The following is a 23,553-nucleotide window of genomic DNA, read 5'->3' on the forward strand; positions in this document are numbered from 1 at the left end:
AAACTAATACATGAACATATCAGTAGAATTAACATTGACACCCCTTCAAGATACTTTTGAAGAACCTATTATCAATTTCATTAAAAAACTACGGTCTTCAGGACTTACTGTTTTGGAAAATCCCTTGAGTACCCAGGTTTATGGGGAATATGATGAGGTTTTGGGTGTTCTAAAAGCTGAAATTAAAGAAGCCTTTGAATTGATGGACAAAGGACTTTTATACATGAAAATAGTAAAATCTGACCGAAGTAAGTATGAGCCACATTTTTGATTGGATTTTTGCACAATATGAGGGTGTGCCAACCCATCTTGTCATATTGGAGCTTATAAGTGTTTTTTTTGCTTTATTGAGCGTTATTTACTCAAAGAGAGAGAATATTTTAGTTTTCCCAACAGGGTTAATAGGAACGGGAATAGCAGTTTATATTTTATTGGTCTATGGGCTTTTGGGGGATATGTTAATTAATGCCTATTATTTTATAATGAGTATTGTGGGATGGTATGTATGGACCAGAAAGGTAGATGAGAGCCATTACATACCCATTACTAAAACTAACAATAAAGAAAAAAAATGGTCCATTTTGTTGTTTTTTGCAACAATTTTATTTGTATCCATAGTATATTTTATTTTTGACAAATTCAATGTATGGACAGCGTATGTAGATACAATTACCACCGCCATTTTTTTTGTTGGTATGTGGTTAATGGCAAAGAAAAAGTTAGAAAACTGGACCTATTGGATAATTGGAAATGTAATTACAGTGCCCCTTTATTTATATAAGGGACTTATTTTTAGTTCTATACTATATTTTTTACTAACAATAATTGCCATTTATGGATATTCCGCATGGAAGAAAAATTTAAACAAGAGCCCTCAGACATTGTTAAAATAGTTTTATTTGGTCCAGAATCTACTGGCAAAACTACCTTGTCCGAACAATTGGCAAGACACTACAATACCGTTTGGGTGCCAGAATATGCTAGAGAGTATCTGCAGGACAAATGGAACAATGAGCGTAAAACTTGTGAGCCGCATGATTTATTGCCTATAGCTGAAGGGCAAATGCAATTGGAAAACCATTTAACCAAAAAGGCAACAGATGTTTTAATATGCGATACAGACCTTTTGGAAACAAAAGTATATTCAGAAGCCTATTATGTAGGGCATTGCGACCCAACACTAGAAAAGTATGCTTTAGAGAACACCTATGACTTTTATTTCCTAACATATATAGATATTCCTTGGGAAGAAGACGATTTAAGAGATAAACCCAATGAAAGAGAGAGAATGTTTCAATATTTTAAGGAAACTTTGGAGAAGTATAATAGAAATTTTGTTACTTTAAAAGGAGATAAAAAAACAAGATTGGCCACAGCCATTAAACATATAGATCAACTATTGAACACACAATGAATTTTAGCGAAAAAGACCTACAGCAATTATTGAGCAAAGGAATATCAAAGGAAAAAGTTATAAAGCAAGTTGAAACTTTTAAGGAAGGGATACCATTCGTAAAACTAGAAAAAGCCGCAATTATTTCAGATGGGATATTAAAATTTTCTGAAGACGAAGAAAAAGAACTAATTAAGAAATTTGAAGAATCCATTGGGGGATTGTCTCTATTGAAATTTGTCCCTGCTTCTGGAGCAGCTTCAAGAATGTTTAAGGCTTTGTTCAATTTTCTGGATGCTTACGACCCTACAAATGAGTCTTTTGATGCTTATACAGAAAGAACAGGAGATAAGGATTTAAAAACTTTTTTTGAAGGGTATCAAAATTTTGCGTTTTATGATTTAGTTCTAGACGCTATTAAAGACAAAACGTCCTCGGAGGATGAAGAAAAGTATTTGTTTGTAAAACAAATGCTTTTAGAAGAAGGTTTTAATTATGGTTTTTATCCAAAGGGATTATTGCCTTTTCATAACTATGGGGTGTATTCTGCAACTCCTTTTGAAGAGCACCTAAATGAGGCATCTGCCTATGCCAAGGCAGATGGTATTGCAAACCTACACTTTACCATTTCCGAACAACATGGAAAAATGTTCAATGAAGAATTTGATAATGTAGGGGAAAGAGTTTCACAGAACACTCAAACATCCTTTAAAGTTGGATATTCATTTCAGAAATCTTCAACCGATACAGTTGCTGTTGATATGGAAAATAATTTATTTAGAAATTCTGATGGCTCTCTTTTATTTAGACCAGGAGGTCACGGAGCCTTGATAGAGAATCTGGATGAACAGAATGCTGATGTAATTTTTATTAAAAACATTGATAATGTAGTTGTTCCTCAATTTGCTAAAGATGTGGGTAATAGTAAAAAGGCATTGGCAGGATTACTTTTACAGGTTCAGGAAAAGGCATTTGAGTATGCTGCGTTACTGGAAATGATTGAGATTACTGCAGAACAGTTAAATGATGTAAAAACCTTTTTAGAAAGAGAACTTAATGTAAGGTTTTCAGATAAGTTTGATAGTTTTAGTATTGCAGAACAAATAGAAGTACTAAAAGATAAAATTAATAGACCTATTCGTATATGCGGAATGGTTAAAAATGAAGGTGAACCTGGGGGTGGTCCTTTTTGGATAAGAGATGGTCAAGGCCATATTTCTCTCCAAATAATTGAGTCTGCACAAGTTGATATGTCAAGCGATTCACAAGTTGATATATTAAGGAACTCAACCCATTTTAACCCTGTGGACTTGGTATGTGCGGTAAAAAATTATAATGGGGAAAAGTACAATCTTTTGAATTTTGTGGATCACAAGCAGGGCTTTATAACAGAGAAGACAAAGGAAGGAAAAGACCTTAAGGCAATGGAATTACCAGGTTTATGGAACGGCGCCATGGCATTTTGGAATACCATTTTTGTAGAAGTGCCCCTTATTACTTTTAACCCTGTTAAAACGGTGAACGATCTTTTAAAGCCTGCTCATCAGAATAAATAAGTTTTAAGACTCTATAAATCAACAAAATGCGCATAAATGCGCATTTTTTTATACCCAAAAGTGACTTTCCAATAAATGTGGTGTCTAAATAAATAGAGAACCAAGGATAGATTTATCCAACTATAATTAAAATGAAAGATTATTTAGTAATAGCACTTTTAATAGGAAGCGTATCAGCATTTATTTTCGCTTTATGTCTTGTTATTCCATCGCTACTATCTAAAACGAATAAGGAATCTTTTAAAAAAATTAAGAATAAATGAATCACCTTGTTAAATCATTAATCTTTGGAATAGCGGCGATATTTTCATTTTTGGTTGCATCACAAATATTGAATAAGAGGATTGAAAAAGAAGAAAAGATAACACAAGAAATACCGGATAATGCTATACAAACACTAACTATTGATTATCGGGAGACCAGCAATTAGGAAAAGTTAATGATATATTTCATATATCAGGCTGGGGTACATGGGATGCGTATATACTACAATTTAAATGTAGCTCATGTTAAACCCTAGATTGGTTGGTTTGGTTGGAAAGGCTGCGAAAGCAGCCTTTTTTTATTCTTTTATTTCAGGAAATAAATTTTACATCAAATTGTTATGATGAAAGAGACCACTGCATTATATTTGCCCCATCTCAAAGGGGTGCTGTAAAAGGCTGAGATTATACCCAATGAACCTGGGCAGGTAATGCTGCTAAGGAATGCGCGAGTCGCTGTTTGGATTTTTTTATCGTTCTTAATTGAACAACAATCATTTTTTAATTAGAATAATAGCCCCTTTTATTCGTAAATACTTTACGAATGAAAACTATATTCACAACATTGACCCTTTTTGGGTTAACCATGGGCATATCTGCCCAAGAACAACAATCAGATTCTTTAAAAAGCAAAACCATTATGCTAGACGAGGCTTTAGTTTCGGCAGTACGTGTTACCAAAGAATCACCGGTTACTTTTTCCAATCTAAAAAAGGATGAGTTTGCAAGTCGCAATTTAGGACAGGACATCCCTATTCTTATGAACTTTTTGCCAGGGGTGGTTACCACTACTGATGCTGGCGCAGGAATTGGCTATACTGGAATTAGGGTGAGAGGTAGTGACGCTACCCGTGTGAATGTGACCATCAATGGAATTCCATATAACGATGCGGAATCCCAGGGTACATTTTGGGTGAATATGCCAGACTTTGCTTCTTCTACAGAGAGTTTACAATTGCAACGAGGAGTGGGCACATCTACAAATGGAGCCGGTGCCTTTGGTGCCAGTTTAAATTTGCTGACTGATGCAGTCTCGGATGAAGCCTATGCTCAAATTTCATCTTCCATAGGAAGCTTTAACACACTTAAAAATAATATTAAATTCAGTACTGGGTTATTGAACAATCATGTTGAAATTTCTGGAAGATTGTCAAAAATTAAGTCGGATGGTTATATTGATAGGGCATCATCGGATTTGGAGTCCTATTTTCTTCAAGGAGCTTATAAGGATGATAATACCTTGGTAAAAGCTTTACTTTTTGGTGGCCATGAACTAACGTACCAAGCATGGTACGGTACGCCTTTAGCGAGAATAAATAATGATGAAGAGGGTATTGAACAGTTTATAGCGGACAATTTTCTTTCTGATGCAGAAGCGGACAATTTGAGAAGTTCTGATAGGCGTTATAATTATTATACTTATGAAAATGAGGAGGATAATTACAAGCAAGATCACGCCCAACTCCTTTGGAACGAAAAAATTTCAGATAATTGGAGGACCAACATTGCTTTTCATTATACAAACGGAAGAGGGTATTTTGAACAGTACAGAGTTGAGGATGATTTTGATACGTATGGATTTACACCCACTACTATGGAAGGGGAAGAGGTGAACACGACCGATTTAATTCGTCGTCGTTGGCTAGATAATGATTTTTACGGGACCGTTTTCTCGGCAAATTATACCAATGAAAAGGCGAATCTTATTTTTGGTGGCGGCTGGAATACTTATGAAGGAGCCCATTTTGGGGAAGTTATTTGGGCTCGCTTTGCAGGAAATAGTGAGATAAGAGAACGGTATTATGACAATGACTCCAAGAAAACGGACTTTAATGTATACGCTAAGGCCAATTATAAATTAAATGACCAATGGAGTGTTTATGGAGACCTTCAATATAGAAGAGTAGGGTATAGTGCTAATGGTGACGATACTGGTCTAGTAGATGACACATTCAATTTTTTTAATCCAAAGACAGGTATAATCTTCGACTTAAATCAAAAAAACAACTTCTATTTGTCTTTTGCTGTTGCTAACCGAGAACCCAATAGAAATGATTATGAAAATGGAAACCCTAAACCTGAAAAATTAAATGATTTTGAATTGGGTTGGCGTTTTGTTTCTCCAGATGTACAGGTGAATACCAATGTGTATTACATGAATTATAAAGACCAGTTGGTACTTACAGGAGAATTGAATGATGTTGGTGCTCCGTTAAGAGAAAATATTGGGGATAGTTATAGAGTGGGACTAGAAATAGATGCTACTATAAACCTAAATGATAAATTTATTTTAAAACCTAATATTGCCTTAAGTGCCAATAAGAATAAAGATTTTGTTTTTCAAAGAGATGGTGTTTTACAAGATTTAGGGAATACTGATATTGCTTTTTCACCAAGTTTAGTAGCAGGAAATATGTTGAGCTATTTACCCACAAAAAACCTGCAATTGTCCGTATTAAGTAAGTTTGTTGGCAAGCAGTATATGGGGAATATAGATTCAGATGGTTCAATCCTAGAGGCCTATTCCCAAACGGATTTAAACTTACAATATGCAATTGAAACCAATTCATTTATAAAGAGCATTGTATTTTCTGGATTGGTTAATAATGTATTTAATAAAGAATATGTGTCTAACGGATATTTCTATACCTATGATGATACATGGTCAAATCCAAATGCAACAACAACAATTGAAGGAGCAGGCTATTACCCGCAAGCAGGCACTAATTTCTTGTTGGGGGTAACCTTAACTTTTTAGTATTCTAGTCTAAAGTTCTATCGAAAGAAGTCGAGAAATATCAAGTAGTTTTCGACTTCTTTCTATTATCTAATTATTTTTCAATTCCCTGCCCAAGGAGAACCAAAAACACCAACGCTAAGTTCTGCCCAGATTAGAAAGAGAATAATTATGGTAATGATAATCATTAGAATTCGGGTGTTTCTTTTTTTCATTATTAAGTGGTTTGTATCTTACCACAATTGATGCACAAAAGGCTTAATATGAGCTTCATAAATGGTATTTACAGCAGAATTTTGTTCACTAGTTAATGAAGCCAAATTTATAGCGGTGTTATTAGAAAGCAGATGTTCTTTTCTAGATGCCCCAGGGATAATACAACTTATTTCTGGATGGTCTAAAATCCATCGTAACGCTAAGGGAGCAAGATTTTCAGGTTTAGGAAAAACGGTTTTTAGTTCTTCAACTGCTTTTAATCCTACTTCATAAGGAATACCAGCAAAAGTTTCCCCCTTATCAAAGGCGGCTCCTTCGCGGTTAAAGAATCGGTGATCCTCTTTTTCAAATTTTGTGTCTGCCGAGAATTTTCCCGTAAGAAGACCACTGGCTAAAGGAACACGAACAATAATACCAACATCCTTTTTCTTTGCTTCTGTAAAGAATTTTTCTGAAGGACGTTGACGGAACATATTAAAGATAATCTGTACAGTAGTTACGTTAGGGAATTCTATTCCTTTTAGAGCTTCTTCTACTTTCTCTACACTTATACCCAAGTTCTTTATTTTACCCTCATCTTTCAACCTATCAAAAAGCTCAAATATTTCTGGTCTGTAATAAACATCGGTTGGGGGGCAATGTAATTGTATTAAATCCAGACATTCCAATCCCGTGTTTTTCAAACTATCTTCAACAAATTTTCGTAATATTTTGGGCGTGTAATTCTCACTAATATGGGGATTTATTTGCCTGCCACATTTGGTTGCTACAAAAATTTCTTCACTTCTAGAACGGACTACACGACCAACAGCAGCTTCACTTAAACCTGTTTCATAAACATCGGCAGTATCAATAAAATTAATGCCAGAATCTATGGCTTCATTTATAATTTTTTCAGCCAAATTATCATCAAACCCTGAACCCCATTTTCCACCTACTTGCCATGTCCCAAGGGATATTTCGGAGATACTAAAATTTGTTTTGCCTAATCTTCTGTGGTTCATTTTATGGTTGATTTGTATTGTTTAATTAGAAATAGTTACTGTGTTGCCACTAAAAGTAGTATGATACTCTAACATATCATAATATCGGTTGCCATCATTAGGCCGGTTTAATTGTTGCCCTGTAAAAAGACTATACTCAAAGTCTTCACAGGAACATATAGCCGTCTGGCCATTTAATTCCATGGTAGAACAGGAATTTGGAGCATGGTTGGGGCAACTGGCTTCAAAAGCTCTAAAAACATTAAATCCAGAATTAATGACAAAAACACCACGCGTACCCACCGTTTGATTACCAATGTATATTGCATTGCCAGTATTGGTCAATGGGCTATAAAGAGGAAGGTTTAGATTGGCATCAAACCTAAATCCAATTTCTTGTAAATAGGGATTTCTATTGGTTCTATCACTATTGCAAGAGAACAATAAAACACCTAATAATATACCCCAAAAACCCTTCATTCAGCGGATTGTATTTGATTAATGAACTACAAATTTGAACAAAAAATATGTATATTTGCATGAAATCCTCTACAAAAAGGGGATTTTTTGTATTTATAAAAACCAGGAAGCTATGAGTAACTTATCTTATTATACAGCAGAGGGGTTACAGAAATTGAAAGATGAACTGAACCACCTTAAAGATGTTGAGCGTCCAAAAGCGTCACAGGCAATTGGAGAGGCTAGGGATAAAGGAGATTTGTCTGAGAATGCCGAGTATGATGCCGCCAAGGAAGCCCAAGGATTGTTAGAACTTAGAATATCTAAAATGGAAGAGACTTTGGCCAATGCAAGGTTGATAGATGAATCACAGTTAGATACATCTAAAGCACTGGTATTGTCCACGGTTAAATTAAAAAACCAAGCCAATGGTATGGAAATGAGCTATACATTGGTTGCGGAAAGTGAGGCTGATTTAAAGGCAGGTAAAATATCTGTTACTTCTCCGATTGGAAAAGGATTGTTGGGCAAAAGTGTTGGTGATGTTGCTGAGGTTCAGGTTCCTAATGGTGTCATTAAGTTTGATATTTTAGAAATTACAAGAAGCTGATAAGCTGATAATCAAAAATTATTTGTCTATATTTAATCCCATCAATTTCGATGGGATTTTTGTTTAAATAGAGATTTATGCCAAGTATTTTTACCAAAATCATTAATGGGGACATTCCATGTTATAAAATAGCAGAGGATAAAAATTTCTTTGCCTTTTTGGATATTAACCCCAATGCAAAAGGACATACACTTTGTATTCCCAAAAAGGAAGTTGACAAGATTTTGGATTTGGATGAAGAGACTTTTTTAGGGCTTATGGCATTTTCTAGAAAAGTGGGAAAAGCAATAGAACAGTCAATTGATTGTGAACGAGTTGGGATGACTGTTATTGGCTTGGAAGTTCCTCACGTACATGTGCATTTGATTCCCTTGCATAGCATGAAAAATGCTACTTTTCAGCATAAAGAATCACTTACTCCTAAAGAATTTGAAGTGATTGCAGAAAAAATTCGCTCTAAAACTGAATAAGTCCTTCCAAATAAGCATACACTCCAGCACCAACTAAGGCAATGCCCATTAATATCAATACATAAAACAAAGTAGTGTAACGAACGGACTTTTTCTTTGGTTCTACCATTTTTTGATAATAATCAAAAATACGCTCAATATCCTCTGTCCAATTTACTGGATAAATAACCGAGTTGCATTTATTGCATTTTATTTGATTGGAAATATCACTTGTTGTCTTGTGATAGAATTTGGTATACTTGTGCTTTTGATAAAAAGAAAGTTTCATATCCTGATTAAAACACTCAGGACAATTATTGGTCAAATCCGCCTCTTTAATTACCTCTAGTTTTTCTATCGCCATAGTCTACGTATTTGTTTTTAAAGATATTTGCATGATGGTGCCTTCCTTACTAGAAGAAAGTACCTTAACCTTTCCTTGATGATATTCTTCCACAATCCTTTTAACTAAAGACAATCCAAGACCCCAACCTCTTTTTTTGGAAGTAAAGCCTGGATTAAAAATATTATTGAAATCATTTTTAGGAATTCCATGTCCAGTATCAGAAACAAGTACGTTTATATGGTTTCCTTCTGGAACAATTTCTATGGAAATACTGCCTTTGCCCTTCATGGCATCAATCCCATTTTTTACAAGGTTCTCAATGGACCAATTGTAAAGGGATTGGTTCAATAGAACGGGCATTTTCTCTATTTTAGAATTAAAGGAAAATTGAATTAGTTTTGAACTTCTCAATCTAAGATAATCATAGGCTTTCTGGGTTTCTTCCACAATATCATGCTCTTCAAGCTTGGGCAAAGAACCTATTTTGGAAAAACGTTCTGTAATGGTCTCCAATCTGGATATATCCTTTTCTATTTCCTTGGTTATATCAGGATTTATTTTTTCGTTTTTTAGAAGCTCGTTCCAACCTAAAAGAGAAGAAAGCGGCGTGCCAATCTGGTGGGCTGTTTCCTTGGCCATTCCTGCCCAAAGCTTATTTTGCTCAGACGCTTTATTGGTTTTAAACAGGAAATAAATAACAGCTCCAAAAAGGAGAATAATAAGCAAAAGTGCAATGGGATAGTACTTTAGTTTATTAAGGACTTCTGAGTTTCCGTAGTATAGGGTGGCTAATTGTTCTCCTTTGTCCTCAATAATAATGGGCTTGTTCTCACCTTCAAACTTTTTCATTATTTTTTCTATTTCCCCTTTTTCTTGCAAAATTTCCTGAGGCATATTATTAACCCTAATAGAACCATCTTTGTTTACCAATATCATAGGTGTAGATGCATTGCTCTGGAATACTTTTAAAGTGAGATTTCCCAGTTCTACCGTCTCGGAAGATTGTAACAGCTCTGACTGTGCAGTTGCCCAAATTTCCATTTTGTAGCGTTCCTCTTCCTTAAATTTTTTAAAAAAACTATTGGTATTCCATAGAATAAGACTAACAATAGCAAAAACAGCTATAAGTAAAATAAAATTAGAAGTCTTCTTTTTTGGATTAAAGTTCATCCGGTTGGTAATTAACATTAAATATAACTTAAATTGCCCAAAGATGTTGTATTTAAGCTAGAACCAAAGGTTTTAAATACCCTACAATTTGTTTACATTTGCTCCTTGTCAATTAGAATTTACTTAAGATATTGGCACTTTAAAACGGAGAATGAAAAGAATACAACTGTTTGAGTTTGAAGATCAGGAATGGTTTCCAAGTTGGTTAAGAGCATGCATGACCAATTTGTTGGTTGTATTGCATAAATTAGTTGGAGTTGGGGATGTTTTGGCCAATTTGGTAGCACAGGCCCTTATTAAAAACAATGAAAAGCAAATTGTTGATTTAGGTTCTGGTGCTGGTGGAGCTATGCCAGAAGTCATGAAGATACTCCATAGCTTTGATAGGTACAAGAATGTAAATTTGGTAATGACCGATTTATATCCAGATGCAGACATTGTTGCTAAATTCAATTCTGAAAACAATCCAAGTATAAAATTCCACGAATCCCCTATCGATGCTACAGATATTGCAAAAGCCCCTGCTGGATTAAAAACAATGGTGAATAGTTTTCACCATATGAATCCTGAGAATGCCAGAAAAATATTAAAATCGGCACAAGAAAATAGGCAACCCCTCTTGATTTATGAAATGGGACAAAATAATATGCCGTTGGTATTATGGTGGTTGTTATTACCACTATCATTAGCAGCTTTAATGCTTATGGTGTTATTTATGACCCCTTTTGTAAAACCACTTACATGGCGTCAATTGGTATTTACTTATCTTATCCCTATTATACCAATTTGCTATGCATGGGACGGACAGGCTTCTTTACCAAGAATGTATACCTTAAAAGATATGGATATACTTTTAGATGGATTGGAAAAAGAGGATTATACATGGGAAAAAGCGGTAATGTTTAGAAAAAAAGGAAAAAAATTGGGCACCTATGTATTGGGCCTGCCAAAATAAATAGAGAACAATAAAAAGAAACAATAGAGAATGGAAGTACAGGGAAAAATAAAAATGTTGGACGAAACTAAAACCTTTGGTAACAATGGCTTTAGAAAACGAGAAATTGTAGTAACTACGGATGAGCAGTATCCACAGCATATTTTGGTTGAATTTATACAAGATAAATGTGATTTATTGAACAGCTATGCTGTTGGGCAAGATGTAAAAATAAGCATCAATCTAAGAGGCAGGGAATGGGTAAATCCACAAGGAGAAACCAGATATTTTAACTCAATCCAAGGATGGAGAATAGAGAGTCTTCAATCTGATGCCGGTGGAAGTGGTGAAATTCCACCTGTACCACCAATGGATGCTTTTGAACCTGCGGATGATTTAAATGAGGAAGATCATGATGATTTGCCTTTCTAAAAGTTAAGAAGAAAATTAATATTAAATCCCATAGGTTGTTACTTATGGGATTTTATTTTTTAAACCCGAACCGTTGAACCAAGAAGAACAAGCATCACCTATTTATTTTTTGTCCAAGAGATTGGAGTTTCCTCCTGTGGAACAGGCCAATGAGGAAGGCTTGTTGGCAGTTGGAGGTGATTTGTCACCAGAACGATTGGTTTTGGCTTATAAAAATGGAATTTTTCCATGGTTTAATGAGGGTTCTATGATTCTTTGGTGGAGTCCAGACCCAAGGATGGCACTGTTCCCTTCTAAATTAAAGATTTCCAAAAGCATGAAAAAGGTTTTGGCCAGTAATCAATTTAAGATGACAAAGAACACTTGTTTTGAAAAAGTGATAGACCAGTGCAAAACTGTTAAAAGAGAGGGGCAAGACGGCACATGGATTACTTTGGATATGAAAAATGCCTATCTGGAGTTGTATAAACTGGGAGTTGCCCAATCCTATGAAGTGTGGGAGGACGATATTTTGGTTGGAGGATTATATGGGGTGGACTTGGGACATGTTTTCTGCGGCGAAAGTATGTTTGCCCTTAAAAGCAATGCATCCAAATTTGCTTTTATCAATATGGTGCAAGAGCTACAAGAAAAAAACTATAAGTTGATAGACTGCCAAGTGTATACTCAACATTTAGAAAGTTTGGGAGCAGAGGAGATTTCAAGGGAGAAGTTTATGGCTATTTTGAAAAACAACTAGGTGCCATTCCTGTAAAAACAGGAATGACAAAATCTATACCTCATTATACCTAAAACACCCTATTTCATGATCGTTAACCATACCTGTCGCCTGCATATAGGCATATACAACAGTACTACCAACAAATTTAAACCCTCGCTTTTTTAGGTCTTTACTTAGTGCATCTGATAATGGGGTATTCCCAGGGGCATCTTTGTAGTTGTTAAAGGTGTTTTTAATGGGTTTTCCATCTACAAAACCCCAAATATATTTGCTAAAAGCTCCAAACTCTTCTTGCACTTTTATAAATGCTTGGGCATTGGAAACGGTAGCCCTTACTTTTAATTTGTTCCTGATAATACCTTGGTCTTGTAATAAGTCTTGAATTTTAGACTCATCATAAGAAGCTATTTTCTTGTAGTCAAAATTGTCAAAGGCTTTTCTAAAATTTTCGCGCTTCCGTAGAACGGTAATCCAACTGAGTCCAGCTTGAAAAGTTTCAAGGATTAAAAATTCAAATATTGTATCATCATCTTTAACTGGAACTCCCCATTCCATGTCATGGTATGCCTCATAAAGGTCATCCCCTATACACCAACCACATTTGTGTTTTTTCATAGAAATTAAAGATATGTAAGTTTTTAAAAATTTAGCCTACCAATATAAAATATTCTAAAACAGAAGATAATGTCCAAAAATAATGTCTTGTCAAAATCAACTAAAGAACTTATAGAAGAGAGCTTGGCACATGCTGCTTCATATAATAAGTTTCGAGAAACAATGACCCAATTGGCTTTGGAGGGAAGGTCAACAGGCGATACTCAGTCAGAAGCTTTATCTAACTATACTTTACTAAATGATAGGAGAATGAAGCGGTTAGACAAAACAATAGTACTTGATGACGAATCTGTTTTCAAGATTCAAAAATTAAATAAAAAAATTATTTGGGTTGTCTTGACGGAAAGTTGGTGTGCAGATGCAGCCCAAACAATGCCAATAATGAACAAAGTAGTGGAGCATAATTCCCATATTGACCTTAAAATTATTTTAAGAGATGAGAATTTGGAGTTAATGAACCGTTTTATGTACAACAATACCCTGTCCATTCCAAAATTGATTATGGTAGATAGGGAAACTGGGGAAGTTATGGGGGATTGGGGTCCTAGACCCACTCCTGTAAATGATATGGTGGAAAAACAGAAAAAAAAGTATGGGAAGTTAACTGCAGAATTTAAGAAGGAGCTTCAAGTTTGGTACAATAAGGATAAGGGGCAAACTACTTTGAATGATTTGATGGAACTACTTACTTTGAAAAACGTAGGTGATGGTTCCAATTTGCTCAGGCTTGTTGGAGTCCCCACTAAAACGGGCCTTTAAGGCATAAGCAATGGCGTTTTCTACTAAGCACCCATTGGAAGTGCCAGAACTTTTTTCATTAAAACTTGCTTCGGTAACATGCCCTAAAGAGCTAACGTGGATGTTAATGACCACTTTGCCACCTTCAATGCATGTGTAAATTGGAGGCGGTAATGCATATGCATTACGTTCTACCAATGAGTAGGATACGGAGGTTCTTCTTTCTGCTAAATTATTGGTGAATTCTTGCTTTTGAGCTTCTCTCTCTCCCAAAAGTTGCTTTTTTTCTTCTCTCTTTTTGGCCAGTTCTTTTACTTTCTTCTGGTACTCTGAAAGAGAATCGGAAATTTCATCGGACTCACTGTTTTCTTCACTAGCTTCCTTTTCTGCTAAGATTTCCTCCAAAGTTTTTAGAGGTTCTGGAGCACCATAACTGGGTTTGGCTGTTTCGTTAAAGGCCATATGGCTTTTAATGGGGTCGTTTTGGGCTAGTTCCTCGGATAATTTTTCTTCCTCTTTTATAATTTCTTCCAACTCCTCATCAGACAATAATTCAATAACATATTCATCCTCCTTTTCTTGTCCGCCTAAATGAATATTGTACAAGGACAGTACCACCAGCGACATGGAGAAGAATGTTATTAAAAATGATAACTGACTTCGGTTTAAGTTCATAATGCTATAATAACCACTTTTTCTGAAAAATATTTCAAAAAAGCCCCAAAAGAAGAGAGAAAATTATGGCTTTTGGGGCTCTCCCGACAACAAGATTCTCTCAAAATCTTCAGGTGTTAGCCCATTATTTACGTTATAATCTCCTATTTTGGTTCTTCTTAGGCTTGATAAATGCCCTCCAGACTCTAGTGCTTTTCCAAAATCATGTGCCAATGAACGTATATAAGTTCCTTTGCTACAAACCACTCTAAAATCTATTTTTGGAAGTTCTATCTTGACAATTTCAAACTCAGAAATTTCAATAATGCGAGATTTTATTTCTACCGCTTCTCCTTCTCTGGCATATTCGTACAAGCGTTTCCCATCCTTTTTAAGGGCCGAAAAAATAGGCGGAACTTGTTCTATCTTACCAATGAATTGTTTGGTTGCTTTTAATATAAGCTCTTTGGTAATATGGTCAACGGGAAATTCTTGATTAATCTCAGTTTCCAAATCATAGGAAGGAGTAGTACCACCCAGAGTAATTGTCCCTGTATATTCCTTTGCCTGCCCTTGTAATGTTGGAATGGTCTTGGTGAATTTACCTGTGCAGATTAATAAAAGGCCAGTTGCCAATGGGTCCAACGTGCCAGCGTGGCCAATTTTAAATTTTTTAAGGTCGAATTTCTTTCTAATGACCCATTTAAGTTTGTTCACGGCTTGGAAAGAAGACCACCCTAAGGGTTTGTCTATGAGTAAAACTTGTCCGTTTAAAAAGTCTTCCTTTGTTTTCAATACCTATAATTCAATTAAAATTGATTCTCCTTTGGATTTATCCCCAGATGTCCATTGCCATTTTTCATGAAGTATTATTTTTCCATCTAGCCTAATTTCTGGAGTAGAAATACAAGTACCGGTCATTAATTCTCCCTTGGCATTTATTTGATGGTATCTTAAATTGATAACCCCATCTGCATTGACCATTCCCAATAAGTGCCCTCTAACTATTTGTCCACCACTATAGTCAGCAGTTAAAATAGTTCCTTTCTGTATATAATGAAAAATGGTTTCTGAGGATACTTCAGCATTTTCCGAAGTACTTAGTGCTTTAAATTTTTTATTATGGTAGTTCATAATGGCATATTATGATAGAACTAAGGTAGAAAATTACCCAAAATAACTATATCCTATGGCAATTAGCCCAACAATAAGGCAGTAGATTGCAAAATAAGATAGCTTACTTTTCTTTACTAAATGAATCATCCACGTACAAGCAGCCAAGCCGGCAACAAAGGCTGCAATAAAGCCAGCTCCCATAGCAACTGTTTGCCCATTTTCCATGGAGAGGTCTCCACTAAAAATATCTTTTGCGATTTTTCCAAAAATAAGGGGCACTACCATTAAAAAAGAAAAACGTGCAGCTTTTGTTTTGTCCACTCCCAACAAAACTGATGTGGAAATTGTTGCCCCACTTCTAGAAATTCCTGGTAGCATTGCAATGGCCTGAGAGATACCAATAAGAAATGCATTTTTAAAACTCACTTTTTTGTTGGTGTCCTTGGCTTTGTCGGCAAAATAAAGAAGGACGGCAGTTACAAGAAGCATAAGACCTACAAACCTGATCTTTCCGCCAAAAAAAGCCTCTAATTGCTCTTCAAAAAACAAACCTATGAGTACGGCTGGAATCATGGAAATAATAATTTTCAACGAAAATTGCATTTCCTCATTCCATTTAAACTGGAAAAGGCCACGGATAATTTCCCAAACATCTTTTCGGAAAACAACTAAAGTACTTAAAGCTGTTGCAAAATGTAATACTACGGTAAATAGAAGGCTTTCTTCTGGGACAGAACTGTCCCCTAAAATAGCTTTTCCCAATTCTAAATGTCCGCTAGATGATACAGGTAAAAATTCAGTGAGTCCTTGTATAATTCCAAGGATAATGGCGTCTATGATATCCAAATTATTTTTTCTTCTTATGAGGATTCAACAAAATGGCATATACTTCTATTCCTAGCCCTATTAATACTAGTGTAGGTGCTAATCTAATTCTTCTAAAGCTAAAAATATCAGGATTAAATACGTTGGGGTCATCACTGCCGCCGCCACTCATTAAGATAAATCCAAGTGCAATGAAGGCCACTCCAATAAACATAAACGTGTAGTTTTTTTTCTGAAAAATAAACTCAGGCTTACTTTCTTGGACTTTTTTTTGCTTTTTACTCATGCTACAAATTTAGTAATAAAGATCATCAGTCCTTAGATTAAGGAAACGTTGTGTTGCAAAATAGGTGCTAATTAAAGAAATCATAAGCCCTAAAACAAAAACTCCAACAAAAAGAATCGTTAAAGTTATTGGGTCTTGGAACAGATTAAGTTCAGGAAAATTTTTATCAATATAAAATAACACAATGGCCAAGCCTATTAAAGCCAAAAACGCACCCAACATTCCTAGCTTAATGTTTGTCCAGATAAAAGGGCGACGGATAAACTTTTTTGTGGCTCCCACCATTTGCATAGTTTTTATAATGAACCGTTTGGAATATATGGATAGCCGAATAGAACTATTAATTAATAATACAGCTATAAAAGTAAATATAGCACTTGCCACCAAAATCCAAAAGCCAATTCTTTTAACATTGTCTGTCAACAAAGCTATGAGTGGCTTGTCATAACTTACTTCATCTACATACGCTTTAGAGGAAAGGTCTGCTGCTATTTCTTCAATTTGTTCTGGAGAGACAAAATCAGCATTCAAATTCACATCAATAGAATTCTTTAAGGGATTGTAACCCAAAAAATCTAAAAAATTCTCTCCAATTTCCTCACTATGTTTTTCAGCTGCATCTTCTTTGGACACGTAGGTGGCAGTCTTGGTATATTCTGCCATGGCCAAACTTTTTTGTAATTGGTCCACTTCTACTTCTTTGGCAGAATCCTTTAGAAAGACAGATACGGTTATCTGCTCCTTAAAATGGTCTCCCATTTTTTTTGTGTTGAGGACTAAAAGACCAAGAACCCCCAATAAAAAAAGCACCAAAGCAATACTCAAAACTACTGAAAAGTAGGAGGAGATCAGTTTTCGCTTTTGGTACCGTTCAAAGGATTTGCTCATAGTGGATTTAGAATACGTAAAAATAGAAAAGTAATTTTAATAATAGGTGTTTGTAATCCTCTTCATTGTAGTTTGATAAACTTTCACCTTTCGGGGATTAAACTTATTTTTGCGGACTAGAAGAAATACAGACAATGAACTACAATTTCCAAGAAATTGAAGCCAAGTGGCAAAAATATTGGGCAGACAACCAGACTTTTAAGGCAGAAAACAACTCTAGTAAGCCAAAATTCTATGCTTTGGATATGTTTCCTTATCCATCAGGAGCAGGGTTGCATGTTGGGCATCCGTTAGGGTATATTGCCAGCGATATTTATGCCCGTTATAAAAGACACAAAGGGTTTAATGTATTGCACCCACAGGGTTATGATAGTTTTGGATTGCCAGCGGAACAGTATGCCATACAAACAGGGCAACACCCTGCAATAACCACGGAGCAAAACATAAAGACTTATAGAAGACAATTAGATCAGTTGGGTTTCTCTTTTGATTGGAGTAGAGAAGTGCGTACTTCCGACCCAAAATACTACAAATGGACACAGTGGATTTTTATTCAACTATTCAATTCTTGGTATAACATAGATACAGATAAGGCTGAGGATATAGAAACTCTAATTGCTGTTTTTGAAAAATCTGGAAATAGTAGTGTAAATGCTGTTTGTGATGATGAAATTGAAATTTTTTCATCGGATGATTGGAAAGGGTATTCAAGTAAAGAGCAACAACAAATTCTACTAAAATATAGAATGACCTATTTGGCTGAAACGGAAGTAAACTGGTGCCCTGCACTAGGTACGGTTTTAGCAAATGACGAAATTGTAAACGGAGTTTCAGAACGTGGTGGGCACCCTGTGGTACGTAAAAAAATGACACAGTGGAGCATGCGTATTTCGGCCTATGCACAGCGACTTATAGATGGACTAGAAGGTATAGATTGGCCACAGCCATTAAAGGATTCACAAATTAATTGGATTGGGAGAAGTGAAGGAGCTTCAGTTAGTTTTAATGTCATTGCGAGTGAAACGAAGCAATCTCATAAAATAGATGTTTTTACTACCCGGCCAGACACCATTTTCGGAGTTTCATTTATGACACTAGCTCCAGAACATGATTTGGTAAGTGAAATAACAACCCCAGAACAAAAAGCTGAGGTTGAAGCTTATATAGAAGCCACAGCAAAACGTTCTGAGCGAGACCGTATGGCAGATGTAAAAACCATTTCTGGTGCTTTTACAGGAGCATATGCAGAGCATCCGTTTACCAAAAAACCTATTCCTATTTGGATTGGTGATTATGTATTGGCAGGCTACGGAACGGGTGCGGTAATGTCTGTTCCCTGCGGAGATCAACGCGATTATGATTTTGCCAAACATTTTAAGATTGATATTCCCAATATTTTTGAAGGGATTGATATTTCTGAAGAGGCTTTTTCTGATAAGGCAACAACTATTATTGCCAATTCTGATTTCTTGAATGGCTTATCGTATAAGAAAGCCGTAAAACTTGCTATTTACGAGTTGGAAAAATTAGGGCAAGGGCAAGGAAAAGTAAACTATCGTTTGCGCGATGCTGTTTTTAGTCGCCAACGTTATTGGGGAGAACCTTTTCCAGTGTATTATGTGGACGGAATGCCACAAATGATAGACCCAAAATATTTACCTATAGAATTACCAGAGGTGGAAAAATATTTACCTACCGAAACTGGTGAACCACCATTGGGGAATGCAACTACTTGGGCTTGGGACACTAAAAATAACAAAGTAGTTTCCAATGAGCTTGTCTCACTGAGCGGAGTCGAAGGGTCGTCAAGCGAGAATGGTGTTTATCCATTAGAATTAAACACCATGCCAGGTTGGGCAGGTAGTTCTCAGTATTTTAATAGATACATGGACCCTAATAATGAGGATGAAATATTCTCCCAAGAAGCCATGAACTATTGGCAAGATGTAGATTTATACATTGGTGGTAGCGAGCATGCTACAGGGCATTTATTGTATTCCCGTTTTTGGCAGAAGTTTATGTTCGACAAAGGTCTTGTGCCTAAAGATGAATTTGCTAAAAAGCTGATTAATCAGGGGATGATTACGGGAACGAGTGCGTTCACATATGAATTTATGCCCAATTTCGATTCAGGTTCTGAATATAAGTACAACACAATATTAGTATCGCATAAAATATTTGTAAACTATCGAGAAAAAATAATATTAGATGAAGAATTTTTCGCAAAAGCATTTGACAAAATGTTCTTCAAATATTCAGATTCTGATAAATCTAAGATTAGAGATTTAGTGAATGAAGGGAAAATTGGTTTTGGGTTTATGGATCGGCATGTTGATGTTACTTTAGTTAATTCTTCGGATGAATTAAACATTAATCAATATAGAAAATGGCGCCCAGAATTTGAAGATGCTATTTTTATTGGTGAAAAAGGAGAAGTGATTAACGGGGATAATGATGTTTACAAAGTCGGAAGAGAAGTAGAAAAAATGTCCAAATCCAAATATAATGTGGTAAATCCAGATGCTATTTGTGAGGAGTACGGAGCAGACAGTTTACGTTTGTATGAGATGTTTTTAGGGCCTTTGGAGCAGTCTAAACCATGGAATACGGCAGGGATTACTGGAGTTCACTCTTTTCTAAAAAAATTATGGCGTTTGTATTTTGATGACAATGGGGCAAAATTCACAGATGCAGAACCCGCAAAAGACAACCTAAAAACCTTGCACAAAACCATTAAAAAAGTAGAGGAGGATATAGAGAACTTTAGTTTTAATACGTCGGTGTCCACTTTTATGATTTGTGTTAATGAGCTTTCAGCTCAAAAGTGTAATAGCAGAGAAATTTTGGAGCCATTGGCTATTTTAGTTTCACCATATGCACCACATATTGCGGAGGAATTATGGGAAAAATTGGGTCACAATGAATCTATTTCCGAAGCTCCTTTTCCAAAATTTGAGGCCTCATACTTAGTGGAAAGTAGTAAGGAATACCCCATCTCTTTCAATGGTAAAATGCGCTTTACATTGGAATTGCCTTTAGATTTGTCCAAAGAAGATATTGAAGCTGCAGTAATGGCACACGAGAAAACACAGGCGCAATTACAGGGAAGAACACCTAAAAAAGTGATTGTTGTTCCCGGAAAAATTGTGAATATTGTAGGTTAGTTAGAGCTAACCTATAATAGTGCCGAACTTGTTTTAGTACCTGTTGAAGATGTCATTACGAGAAACGTAGTGACGAAGTAATCTTTTTTATCAAAACCATTGCATGTATAAATAGATTGCCACACCTCATCAACAGGAGGTTCGCAATGACAAAAAACTTAAAAGGGTAAATGGAGAACATTGAAATTTTAGGATTAATTGCGGCAGCTATGACCACATCCGCTTTTGTGCCTCAGGTATACAAGGCATGGAAGCATAAATCCACAAAAGACATATCCTTAGCTATGTACCTTATTTTTCTTCTAGGACTCATTTTATGGTTTATTTATGGCCTATATCATGAAAGTCTATCAATAATGCTTGCAAACGGAATAACGGGGATTTTGGCTCTTGCAGTTATTATTTTAAAATTAAAACATAAATAACCCCTGAATTTATAGGGGTATATATTCAAAATAATGTAATTTCAACAGTACACCCCCTAATTTTCATCGATTTTATTTCTTTCTTTTAATTTATTGTAACAATTTTGTCTTGCAATGTTAAACTATAGAAAAATGATTATTGGTGTTCCAAAAGAAATTAAAAATAATGAAAGCAGAGTAGGGATGACACCCGCTGGTGTTTTTGAATTGGTTAAAAACAACCATGCTGTATATGTGCAATCTGGCGCTGGTGATGGTAGTGGTTTTTTTAATGAAGATTATCAACAGGCGGGAGCTATTATTTTGGATACTATAGGACAGATTTATGCTATTAGCGACATGATTGTAAAGGTGAAAGAGCCCATTAAAGAAGAGTATGAGCTAATTAAGAAAGGACAGATTGTTTTCACCTATTTTCATTTTGCTTCAAGCGAAAGACTAACCCTGGCAATGGTAGATAGCAAGGCCATCTGTATTGCCTACGAAACTGTGGAGGATGAAGAAGGCACCTTACCATTATTGACTCCCATGTCCGAAGTTGCGGGTAGAATGGCCATACAACAAGGGGCAAAATATTTGGAAAAGCCAGTAAAGGGCAGAGGTGTTTTACTTGGAGGTGTTCCAGGAGTACCCCCAGGACGAGTTTTGGTATTGGGAGCTGGCGTTGTAGGAATACAAGCTGCAAAAATGGCGGCAGGTTTGGGTGCTCACGTAACTATTATGGATGTAAATATGAAACGTCTGCGTTATGTAAACGATGTAATGCCTAGTCATGTAGTAACTGAATTTTCCAATGAATTCAATATTAGAAAGCATATAAAAAACCACGATTTAGTAATTGGAGGTGTTTTATTGAAAGGAGCAAAAGCCCCAAATTTAATTACCAAGGACATGTTGAGAGAAATGCGCCCTGGAACCGTAATTGTGGATGTTGCTGTGGATCAAGGAGGTTGTGTGGAAACCTCTAGGCCAACCACTCATGAGAAACCAATCTATATTATTGATGATGTGGTGCATTATTGCGTAGCCAACATGCCTGGTGCCGTTCCTTATACTTCTACGGTAGCGTTGACCAATGTAACCTTGCCCTATGTAGTGAAATTGGCTAATTTAGGATGGGAAGAAGCTTGTAAAAAAGATGCATCATTGGAAAAAGGATTGAATATTGTTGAAGGTAAAGTGGTTTACAAAGAGATAATTGAGACTTTCCAGTGGGAAAGTGCTGAAGTATAAAAGTACATTTTGTCAGTATTTTGAACCTCGTCAAATTTGGCGGGGTTTTTGCTTTTATGAGTATATTTATAGTTAGAATTTAAACACTAAAATTATGATGACATATTATATATTGATTGGTGCAGTAGCATTGATAAGCTGGTTAGTAAGTAGCCGATTAAAAAGCAAGTTTAAAAAATATTCCAAAGTGCATTTACAAAATGGCATGAGTGGAGCAGAGATTGCAGAAAAAATGCTTTCGGACCATGGAATACGAGATGTAAAAGTGGTTTCCACAGCTGGTATGTTGACGGACCATTATAATCCAAAAAATAAAACAGTTAACTTAAGTGAGGGAGTTTACAATCAACGAAATGCTGCCGCTGCCGCGGTTGCAGCACATGAATGTGGACACGCAGTACAACATGCGCAAGCGTATGAATGGTTGACCATGCGCTCCAAATTGGTTCCTGTGGTGAGTGTTACTTCTGGAATGTCCACTTGGATTGTTTTTGGAGGTTTGGCCTTAGGTGCTGCGGCAGGAGTAGGTTTTGGATTTTACATTGCCATTGCAGGTTTAGTGCTGATGGGAATGGCCACCTTATTTAGTTTTATTACACTACCTGTGGAATATGATGCCAGTAACAGGGCATTGGCATGGTTAAAGAACAAAAATGTAGTAACTCCAGAGGAATACAAAGGTTCTGAAGATGCTCTTAAGTGGGCAGCTAGAACCTACTTGGTTGCTGCTTTAGGAGCATTAGCTTCTTTGGTTTACTGGGCATTTCAAGTATTTGGAAGAGATTAATTTTTCTGAATAGAAGAAAATATAAGGACGCTGAAAAGCGTCCTTTTTTTATATACTTATTTGTCTATCTATCTGTTGGTTTAAGGAAATAAAGGTTTCTGTTCTAGAAACACCTTCAATTTGCTGAATGTTGTGATTTAAAACATGCATTAAATGTTCATTGTCTCTACACAATACTTTTATTAAGATAGACCAATTCCCTGTAGTGTAATGACATTCCAAAACCTCTGGAATTTTCTCCAGTTCTTTTACTGCAATTGGATTGCTCATAGCCTTGTCCAAAAAAATCCCGATATAAGCCATGGTAGTATATCCTAAAATTTTTGGGTTGATAACAAATTTTGAGCCTGAGATTAAACCCGAGCTTTCCAATTTTCGTAATCGTTGATGAATGGCAGCACCAGATATGCCAATATTTCTGGCTATCTCTAAAATAGGTTTACGGGCATCTTTCATTAAAAATCTTAGGATTTTTTTGTCAATCCCATCAATTTTAACCTTTTCGTTAGTCGATTTCATCTTTAAAATTTCAATTTAAAGATAAATATACCAA

The 23,553-nt window shown here is 35.8% G+C and carries 28 protein-coding genes; 16 read left to right on the top strand and 12 right to left on the bottom strand.

Annotated elements, in window-relative coordinates:
- The first annotated feature begins 10 nt into the window (after positions 1-10).
- The 6 genes from AC000W_RS02055 (at position 11) to AC000W_RS02080 (ending at position 5,970) form a co-directional block, all read left to right on the top strand.
- Positions 11-271: a YkoF family thiamine-binding protein gene (locus tag AC000W_RS02055; protein WP_474745602.1), complete on the top strand. Its 261-nt coding sequence runs from the start codon at positions 11-13 to the stop codon at positions 269-271.
- Positions 255-893 (top strand): nicotinamide riboside transporter PnuC, encoded by a 639-nt coding sequence (gene pnuC / locus AC000W_RS02060; protein ID WP_474745604.1) that lies wholly within the window; start codon positions 255-257, stop codon positions 891-893. Before AC000W_RS02055 ends, pnuC begins: the two co-directional genes overlap by 17 nt.
- Entirely contained in the window at positions 848-1,414 is a 567-nt protein-coding gene (locus AC000W_RS02065) for an AAA family ATPase (protein ID WP_474745606.1), read from the top strand. The genes pnuC and AC000W_RS02065 overlap by 46 nt, the downstream gene beginning before the upstream one ends.
- Positions 1,411-2,949, top strand: coding sequence for a DUF4301 family protein (locus tag AC000W_RS02070; RefSeq protein WP_474745608.1), 1,539 nt, complete (start codon positions 1,411-1,413; stop codon positions 2,947-2,949). The genes AC000W_RS02065 and AC000W_RS02070 overlap by 4 nt, the downstream gene beginning before the upstream one ends.
- A gap of 259 nt (positions 2,950-3,208) precedes the next feature.
- Positions 3,209-3,379 carry a hypothetical protein gene (locus tag AC000W_RS02075; RefSeq protein WP_474745610.1) on the top strand — a complete coding sequence of 57 codons (171 nt, stop codon included), beginning with the start codon at positions 3,209-3,211 and terminating at the stop codon, positions 3,377-3,379.
- 377 nt (positions 3,380-3,756) lie between these two features.
- Entirely contained in the window at positions 3,757-5,970 is a 2,214-nt protein-coding gene (locus tag AC000W_RS02080; protein ID WP_474745611.1) for a TonB-dependent receptor, read from the top strand.
- A 212-nt stretch (positions 5,971-6,182) separates the two neighbouring features.
- On the opposite strand, the gene AC000W_RS02085 is transcribed toward AC000W_RS02080, so the two are convergent.
- Both AC000W_RS02085 and AC000W_RS02090 read right to left on the bottom strand, forming a co-directional pair.
- Positions 6,183-7,169 (bottom strand): aldo/keto reductase, encoded by a 987-nt coding sequence (locus tag AC000W_RS02085; RefSeq protein WP_474745612.1) that lies wholly within the window; start codon positions 7,167-7,169, stop codon positions 6,183-6,185.
- Positions 7,170-7,190: 21 nt separating this feature from the next.
- On the bottom strand, positions 7,191-7,628 hold the full coding sequence (locus tag AC000W_RS02090) for a Rieske (2Fe-2S) protein (protein ID WP_474745613.1): 438 nt from the start codon (positions 7,626-7,628) through the stop codon (positions 7,191-7,193).
- A 112-nt stretch (positions 7,629-7,740) separates the two neighbouring features.
- Here AC000W_RS02090 and greA point away from each other — a divergent pair, with 112 nt between their 5' ends.
- Together greA and AC000W_RS02100 are read left to right on the top strand one after the other, a co-directional pair.
- Positions 7,741-8,217: a transcription elongation factor GreA gene (greA, locus tag AC000W_RS02095; RefSeq protein WP_474745615.1), complete on the top strand. Its 477-nt coding sequence runs from the start codon at positions 7,741-7,743 to the stop codon at positions 8,215-8,217.
- A 77-nt stretch (positions 8,218-8,294) separates the two neighbouring features.
- Positions 8,295-8,687 (top strand): HIT family protein, encoded by a 393-nt coding sequence (locus tag AC000W_RS02100; RefSeq protein ID WP_474745616.1) that lies wholly within the window; start codon positions 8,295-8,297, stop codon positions 8,685-8,687.
- Here the strand turns inward: AC000W_RS02100 and AC000W_RS02105 are convergent.
- Entirely contained in the window at positions 8,674-9,030 is a 357-nt protein-coding gene (locus tag AC000W_RS02105) for a hypothetical protein (protein ID WP_474745617.1), read from the bottom strand. The two genes, AC000W_RS02100 and AC000W_RS02105, sit on opposite strands and share 14 nt — an antisense overlap.
- A gap of 3 nt (positions 9,031-9,033) precedes the next feature.
- Positions 9,034-10,182 carry a sensor histidine kinase gene (locus AC000W_RS02110; protein ID WP_474745619.1) on the bottom strand — a complete coding sequence of 383 codons (1,149 nt, stop codon included), beginning with the start codon at positions 10,180-10,182 and terminating at the stop codon, positions 9,034-9,036.
- Between the two features lie 151 nt (positions 10,183-10,333).
- Here AC000W_RS02110 and AC000W_RS02115 point away from each other — a divergent pair, with 151 nt between their 5' ends.
- The 3 genes from AC000W_RS02115 (at position 10,334) to aat (ending at position 12,287) form a co-directional block, all read left to right on the top strand.
- Entirely contained in the window at positions 10,334-11,137 is an 804-nt protein-coding gene (locus tag AC000W_RS02115) for a class I SAM-dependent methyltransferase (RefSeq protein WP_474745620.1), read from the top strand.
- 30 nt (positions 11,138-11,167) lie between these two features.
- On the top strand, positions 11,168-11,548 hold the full coding sequence (locus AC000W_RS02120; protein ID WP_474745622.1) for a DUF3127 domain-containing protein: 381 nt from the start codon (positions 11,168-11,170) through the stop codon (positions 11,546-11,548).
- Between the two features lie 100 nt (positions 11,549-11,648).
- Positions 11,649-12,287: a leucyl/phenylalanyl-tRNA--protein transferase gene (gene aat / locus AC000W_RS02125; RefSeq protein ID WP_474745806.1), complete on the top strand. Its 639-nt coding sequence runs from the start codon at positions 11,649-11,651 to the stop codon at positions 12,285-12,287.
- A gap of 33 nt (positions 12,288-12,320) precedes the next feature.
- Here the strand turns inward: aat and AC000W_RS02130 are convergent, their stop codons facing one another.
- On the bottom strand, positions 12,321-12,884 hold the full coding sequence (locus tag AC000W_RS02130) for a DNA-3-methyladenine glycosylase I (RefSeq protein WP_474745623.1): 564 nt from the start codon (positions 12,882-12,884) through the stop codon (positions 12,321-12,323).
- 69 nt (positions 12,885-12,953) lie between these two features.
- Between AC000W_RS02130 and AC000W_RS02135 the strand changes: the two genes are divergently transcribed.
- Positions 12,954-13,643 (top strand): thioredoxin family protein, encoded by a 690-nt coding sequence (locus AC000W_RS02135; protein WP_474745624.1) that lies wholly within the window; start codon positions 12,954-12,956, stop codon positions 13,641-13,643.
- Here the strand turns inward: AC000W_RS02135 and AC000W_RS02140 are convergent.
- The 6 genes from AC000W_RS02140 to AC000W_RS02165 form a co-directional block, all read right to left on the bottom strand.
- Positions 13,566-14,249, bottom strand: coding sequence for a hypothetical protein (locus AC000W_RS02140; protein ID WP_476658661.1), 684 nt, complete (start codon positions 14,247-14,249; stop codon positions 13,566-13,568). The genes AC000W_RS02135 and AC000W_RS02140 overlap by 78 nt on opposite strands.
- A 111-nt stretch (positions 14,250-14,360) precedes the next feature.
- On the bottom strand, positions 14,361-15,071 hold the full coding sequence (gene truB, locus AC000W_RS02145) for a tRNA pseudouridine(55) synthase TruB (RefSeq protein WP_474745626.1): 711 nt from the start codon (positions 15,069-15,071) through the stop codon (positions 14,361-14,363).
- A 3-nt stretch (positions 15,072-15,074) separates the two neighbouring features.
- The gene (locus tag AC000W_RS02150) at positions 15,075-15,410 is read right to left on the bottom strand and encodes an avidin-fold protein (RefSeq protein WP_474745627.1); all 336 of its coding nucleotides are present in this window, start codon (positions 15,408-15,410) and stop codon (positions 15,075-15,077) included.
- Positions 15,411-15,443: 33 nt separating this feature from the next.
- Positions 15,444-16,238 carry an undecaprenyl-diphosphate phosphatase gene (locus tag AC000W_RS02155; protein WP_474745628.1) on the bottom strand — a complete coding sequence of 265 codons (795 nt, stop codon included), beginning with the start codon at positions 16,236-16,238 and terminating at the stop codon, positions 15,444-15,446.
- 1 nt (position 16,239) lies between these two features.
- Positions 16,240-16,503 carry a DUF3098 domain-containing protein gene (locus AC000W_RS02160; RefSeq protein WP_474745629.1) on the bottom strand — a complete coding sequence of 88 codons (264 nt, stop codon included), beginning with the start codon at positions 16,501-16,503 and terminating at the stop codon, positions 16,240-16,242.
- Between the two features lie 9 nt (positions 16,504-16,512).
- Positions 16,513-17,391 carry a cell division protein FtsX gene (locus AC000W_RS02165; protein ID WP_474745630.1) on the bottom strand — a complete coding sequence of 293 codons (879 nt, stop codon included), beginning with the start codon at positions 17,389-17,391 and terminating at the stop codon, positions 16,513-16,515.
- Positions 17,392-17,525: 134 nt separating this feature from the next.
- Between AC000W_RS02165 and AC000W_RS02170 the strand changes: the two genes are divergently transcribed.
- The 4 genes from AC000W_RS02170 (at position 17,526) to AC000W_RS02185 (ending at position 23,000) form a co-directional block, all read left to right on the top strand.
- Positions 17,526-20,555: a leucine--tRNA ligase gene (locus AC000W_RS02170; protein ID WP_474745631.1), complete on the top strand. Its 3,030-nt coding sequence runs from the start codon at positions 17,526-17,528 to the stop codon at positions 20,553-20,555.
- A gap of 170 nt (positions 20,556-20,725) precedes the next feature.
- The gene (locus AC000W_RS02175; RefSeq protein ID WP_474745633.1) at positions 20,726-20,980 is read left to right on the top strand and encodes a SemiSWEET family sugar transporter; all 255 of its coding nucleotides are present in this window, start codon (positions 20,726-20,728) and stop codon (positions 20,978-20,980) included.
- A gap of 132 nt (positions 20,981-21,112) precedes the next feature.
- Positions 21,113-22,213, top strand: a complete 1,101-nt coding sequence (ald, locus tag AC000W_RS02180) for an alanine dehydrogenase (RefSeq protein WP_474745634.1) — start codon at positions 21,113-21,115, stop codon at positions 22,211-22,213.
- 94 nt (positions 22,214-22,307) lie between these two features.
- On the top strand, positions 22,308-23,000 hold the full coding sequence (locus tag AC000W_RS02185; RefSeq protein WP_474745635.1) for a zinc metallopeptidase: 693 nt from the start codon (positions 22,308-22,310) through the stop codon (positions 22,998-23,000).
- Between the two features lie 48 nt (positions 23,001-23,048).
- Here AC000W_RS02185 and AC000W_RS02190 read toward each other — a convergent pair whose 3' ends face one another.
- Positions 23,049-23,519, bottom strand: coding sequence for an Lrp/AsnC ligand binding domain-containing protein (locus tag AC000W_RS02190; RefSeq protein ID WP_474745636.1), 471 nt, complete (start codon positions 23,517-23,519; stop codon positions 23,049-23,051).
- Positions 23,520-23,553: the final 34 nt, after the last annotated feature.

The sequence above is a fragment of the Saonia sp. genome, assembly GCF_056326165.1.

Bases quoted from the DNA above. Each gene is read 5' to 3' on its own strand.
- AC000W_RS02165 (WP_474745630.1), bottom strand. From the start codon at position 17,391: ATGAGCAAATCCTTTGAACGGTACCAAAAGCGAAAACTGATCTCCTCC.
- greA (WP_474745615.1), top strand. From the start codon at position 7,741: ATGAGTAACTTATCTTATTATACAGCAGAGGGGTTACAGAAATTGAAA.
- AC000W_RS02135 (WP_474745624.1), top strand. From the start codon at position 12,954: ATGTCCAAAAATAATGTCTTGTCAAAATCAACTAAAGAACTTATAGAA.
- AC000W_RS02185 (WP_474745635.1), top strand. From the start codon at position 22,308: ATGATGACATATTATATATTGATTGGTGCAGTAGCATTGATAAGCTGG.
- AC000W_RS02085 (WP_474745612.1), bottom strand. From the start codon at position 7,169: ATGAACCACAGAAGATTAGGCAAAACAAATTTTAGTATCTCCGAAATA.
- AC000W_RS02065 (WP_474745606.1), top strand. From the start codon at position 848: ATGGAAGAAAAATTTAAACAAGAGCCCTCAGACATTGTTAAAATAGTT.
- AC000W_RS02150 (WP_474745627.1), bottom strand. From the start codon at position 15,410: ATGAACTACCATAATAAAAAATTTAAAGCACTAAGTACTTCGGAAAAT.
- AC000W_RS02105 (WP_474745617.1), bottom strand. From the start codon at position 9,030: ATGGCGATAGAAAAACTAGAGGTAATTAAAGAGGCGGATTTGACCAAT.
- AC000W_RS02055 (WP_474745602.1), top strand. From the start codon at position 11: ATGAACATATCAGTAGAATTAACATTGACACCCCTTCAAGATACTTTT.
- AC000W_RS02130 (WP_474745623.1), bottom strand. From the start codon at position 12,884: ATGAAAAAACACAAATGTGGTTGGTGTATAGGGGATGACCTTTATGAG.
- AC000W_RS02090 (WP_474745613.1), bottom strand. From the start codon at position 7,628: ATGAAGGGTTTTTGGGGTATATTATTAGGTGTTTTATTGTTCTCTTGC.
- AC000W_RS02075 (WP_474745610.1), top strand. From the start codon at position 3,209: ATGAATCACCTTGTTAAATCATTAATCTTTGGAATAGCGGCGATATTT.
- AC000W_RS02120 (WP_474745622.1), top strand. From the start codon at position 11,168: ATGGAAGTACAGGGAAAAATAAAAATGTTGGACGAAACTAAAACCTTT.
- pnuC (WP_474745604.1), top strand. From the start codon at position 255: ATGAGCCACATTTTTGATTGGATTTTTGCACAATATGAGGGTGTGCCA.
- ald (WP_474745634.1), top strand. From the start codon at position 21,113: ATGATTATTGGTGTTCCAAAAGAAATTAAAAATAATGAAAGCAGAGTA.
- AC000W_RS02190 (WP_474745636.1), bottom strand. From the start codon at position 23,519: ATGAAATCGACTAACGAAAAGGTTAAAATTGATGGGATTGACAAAAAA.
- AC000W_RS02100 (WP_474745616.1), top strand. From the start codon at position 8,295: ATGCCAAGTATTTTTACCAAAATCATTAATGGGGACATTCCATGTTAT.
- AC000W_RS02140 (WP_476658661.1), bottom strand. From the start codon at position 14,249: ATGTCGCTGGTGGTACTGTCCTTGTACAATATTCATTTAGGCGGACAA.
- AC000W_RS02080 (WP_474745611.1), top strand. From the start codon at position 3,757: ATGAAAACTATATTCACAACATTGACCCTTTTTGGGTTAACCATGGGC.
- AC000W_RS02115 (WP_474745620.1), top strand. From the start codon at position 10,334: ATGAAAAGAATACAACTGTTTGAGTTTGAAGATCAGGAATGGTTTCCA.
- AC000W_RS02175 (WP_474745633.1), top strand. From the start codon at position 20,726: ATGGAGAACATTGAAATTTTAGGATTAATTGCGGCAGCTATGACCACA.
- AC000W_RS02170 (WP_474745631.1), top strand. From the start codon at position 17,526: ATGAACTACAATTTCCAAGAAATTGAAGCCAAGTGGCAAAAATATTGG.
- AC000W_RS02110 (WP_474745619.1), bottom strand. From the start codon at position 10,182: ATGAACTTTAATCCAAAAAAGAAGACTTCTAATTTTATTTTACTTATA.
- AC000W_RS02070 (WP_474745608.1), top strand. From the start codon at position 1,411: ATGAATTTTAGCGAAAAAGACCTACAGCAATTATTGAGCAAAGGAATA.
- AC000W_RS02160 (WP_474745629.1), bottom strand. From the start codon at position 16,503: ATGAGTAAAAAGCAAAAAAAAGTCCAAGAAAGTAAGCCTGAGTTTATT.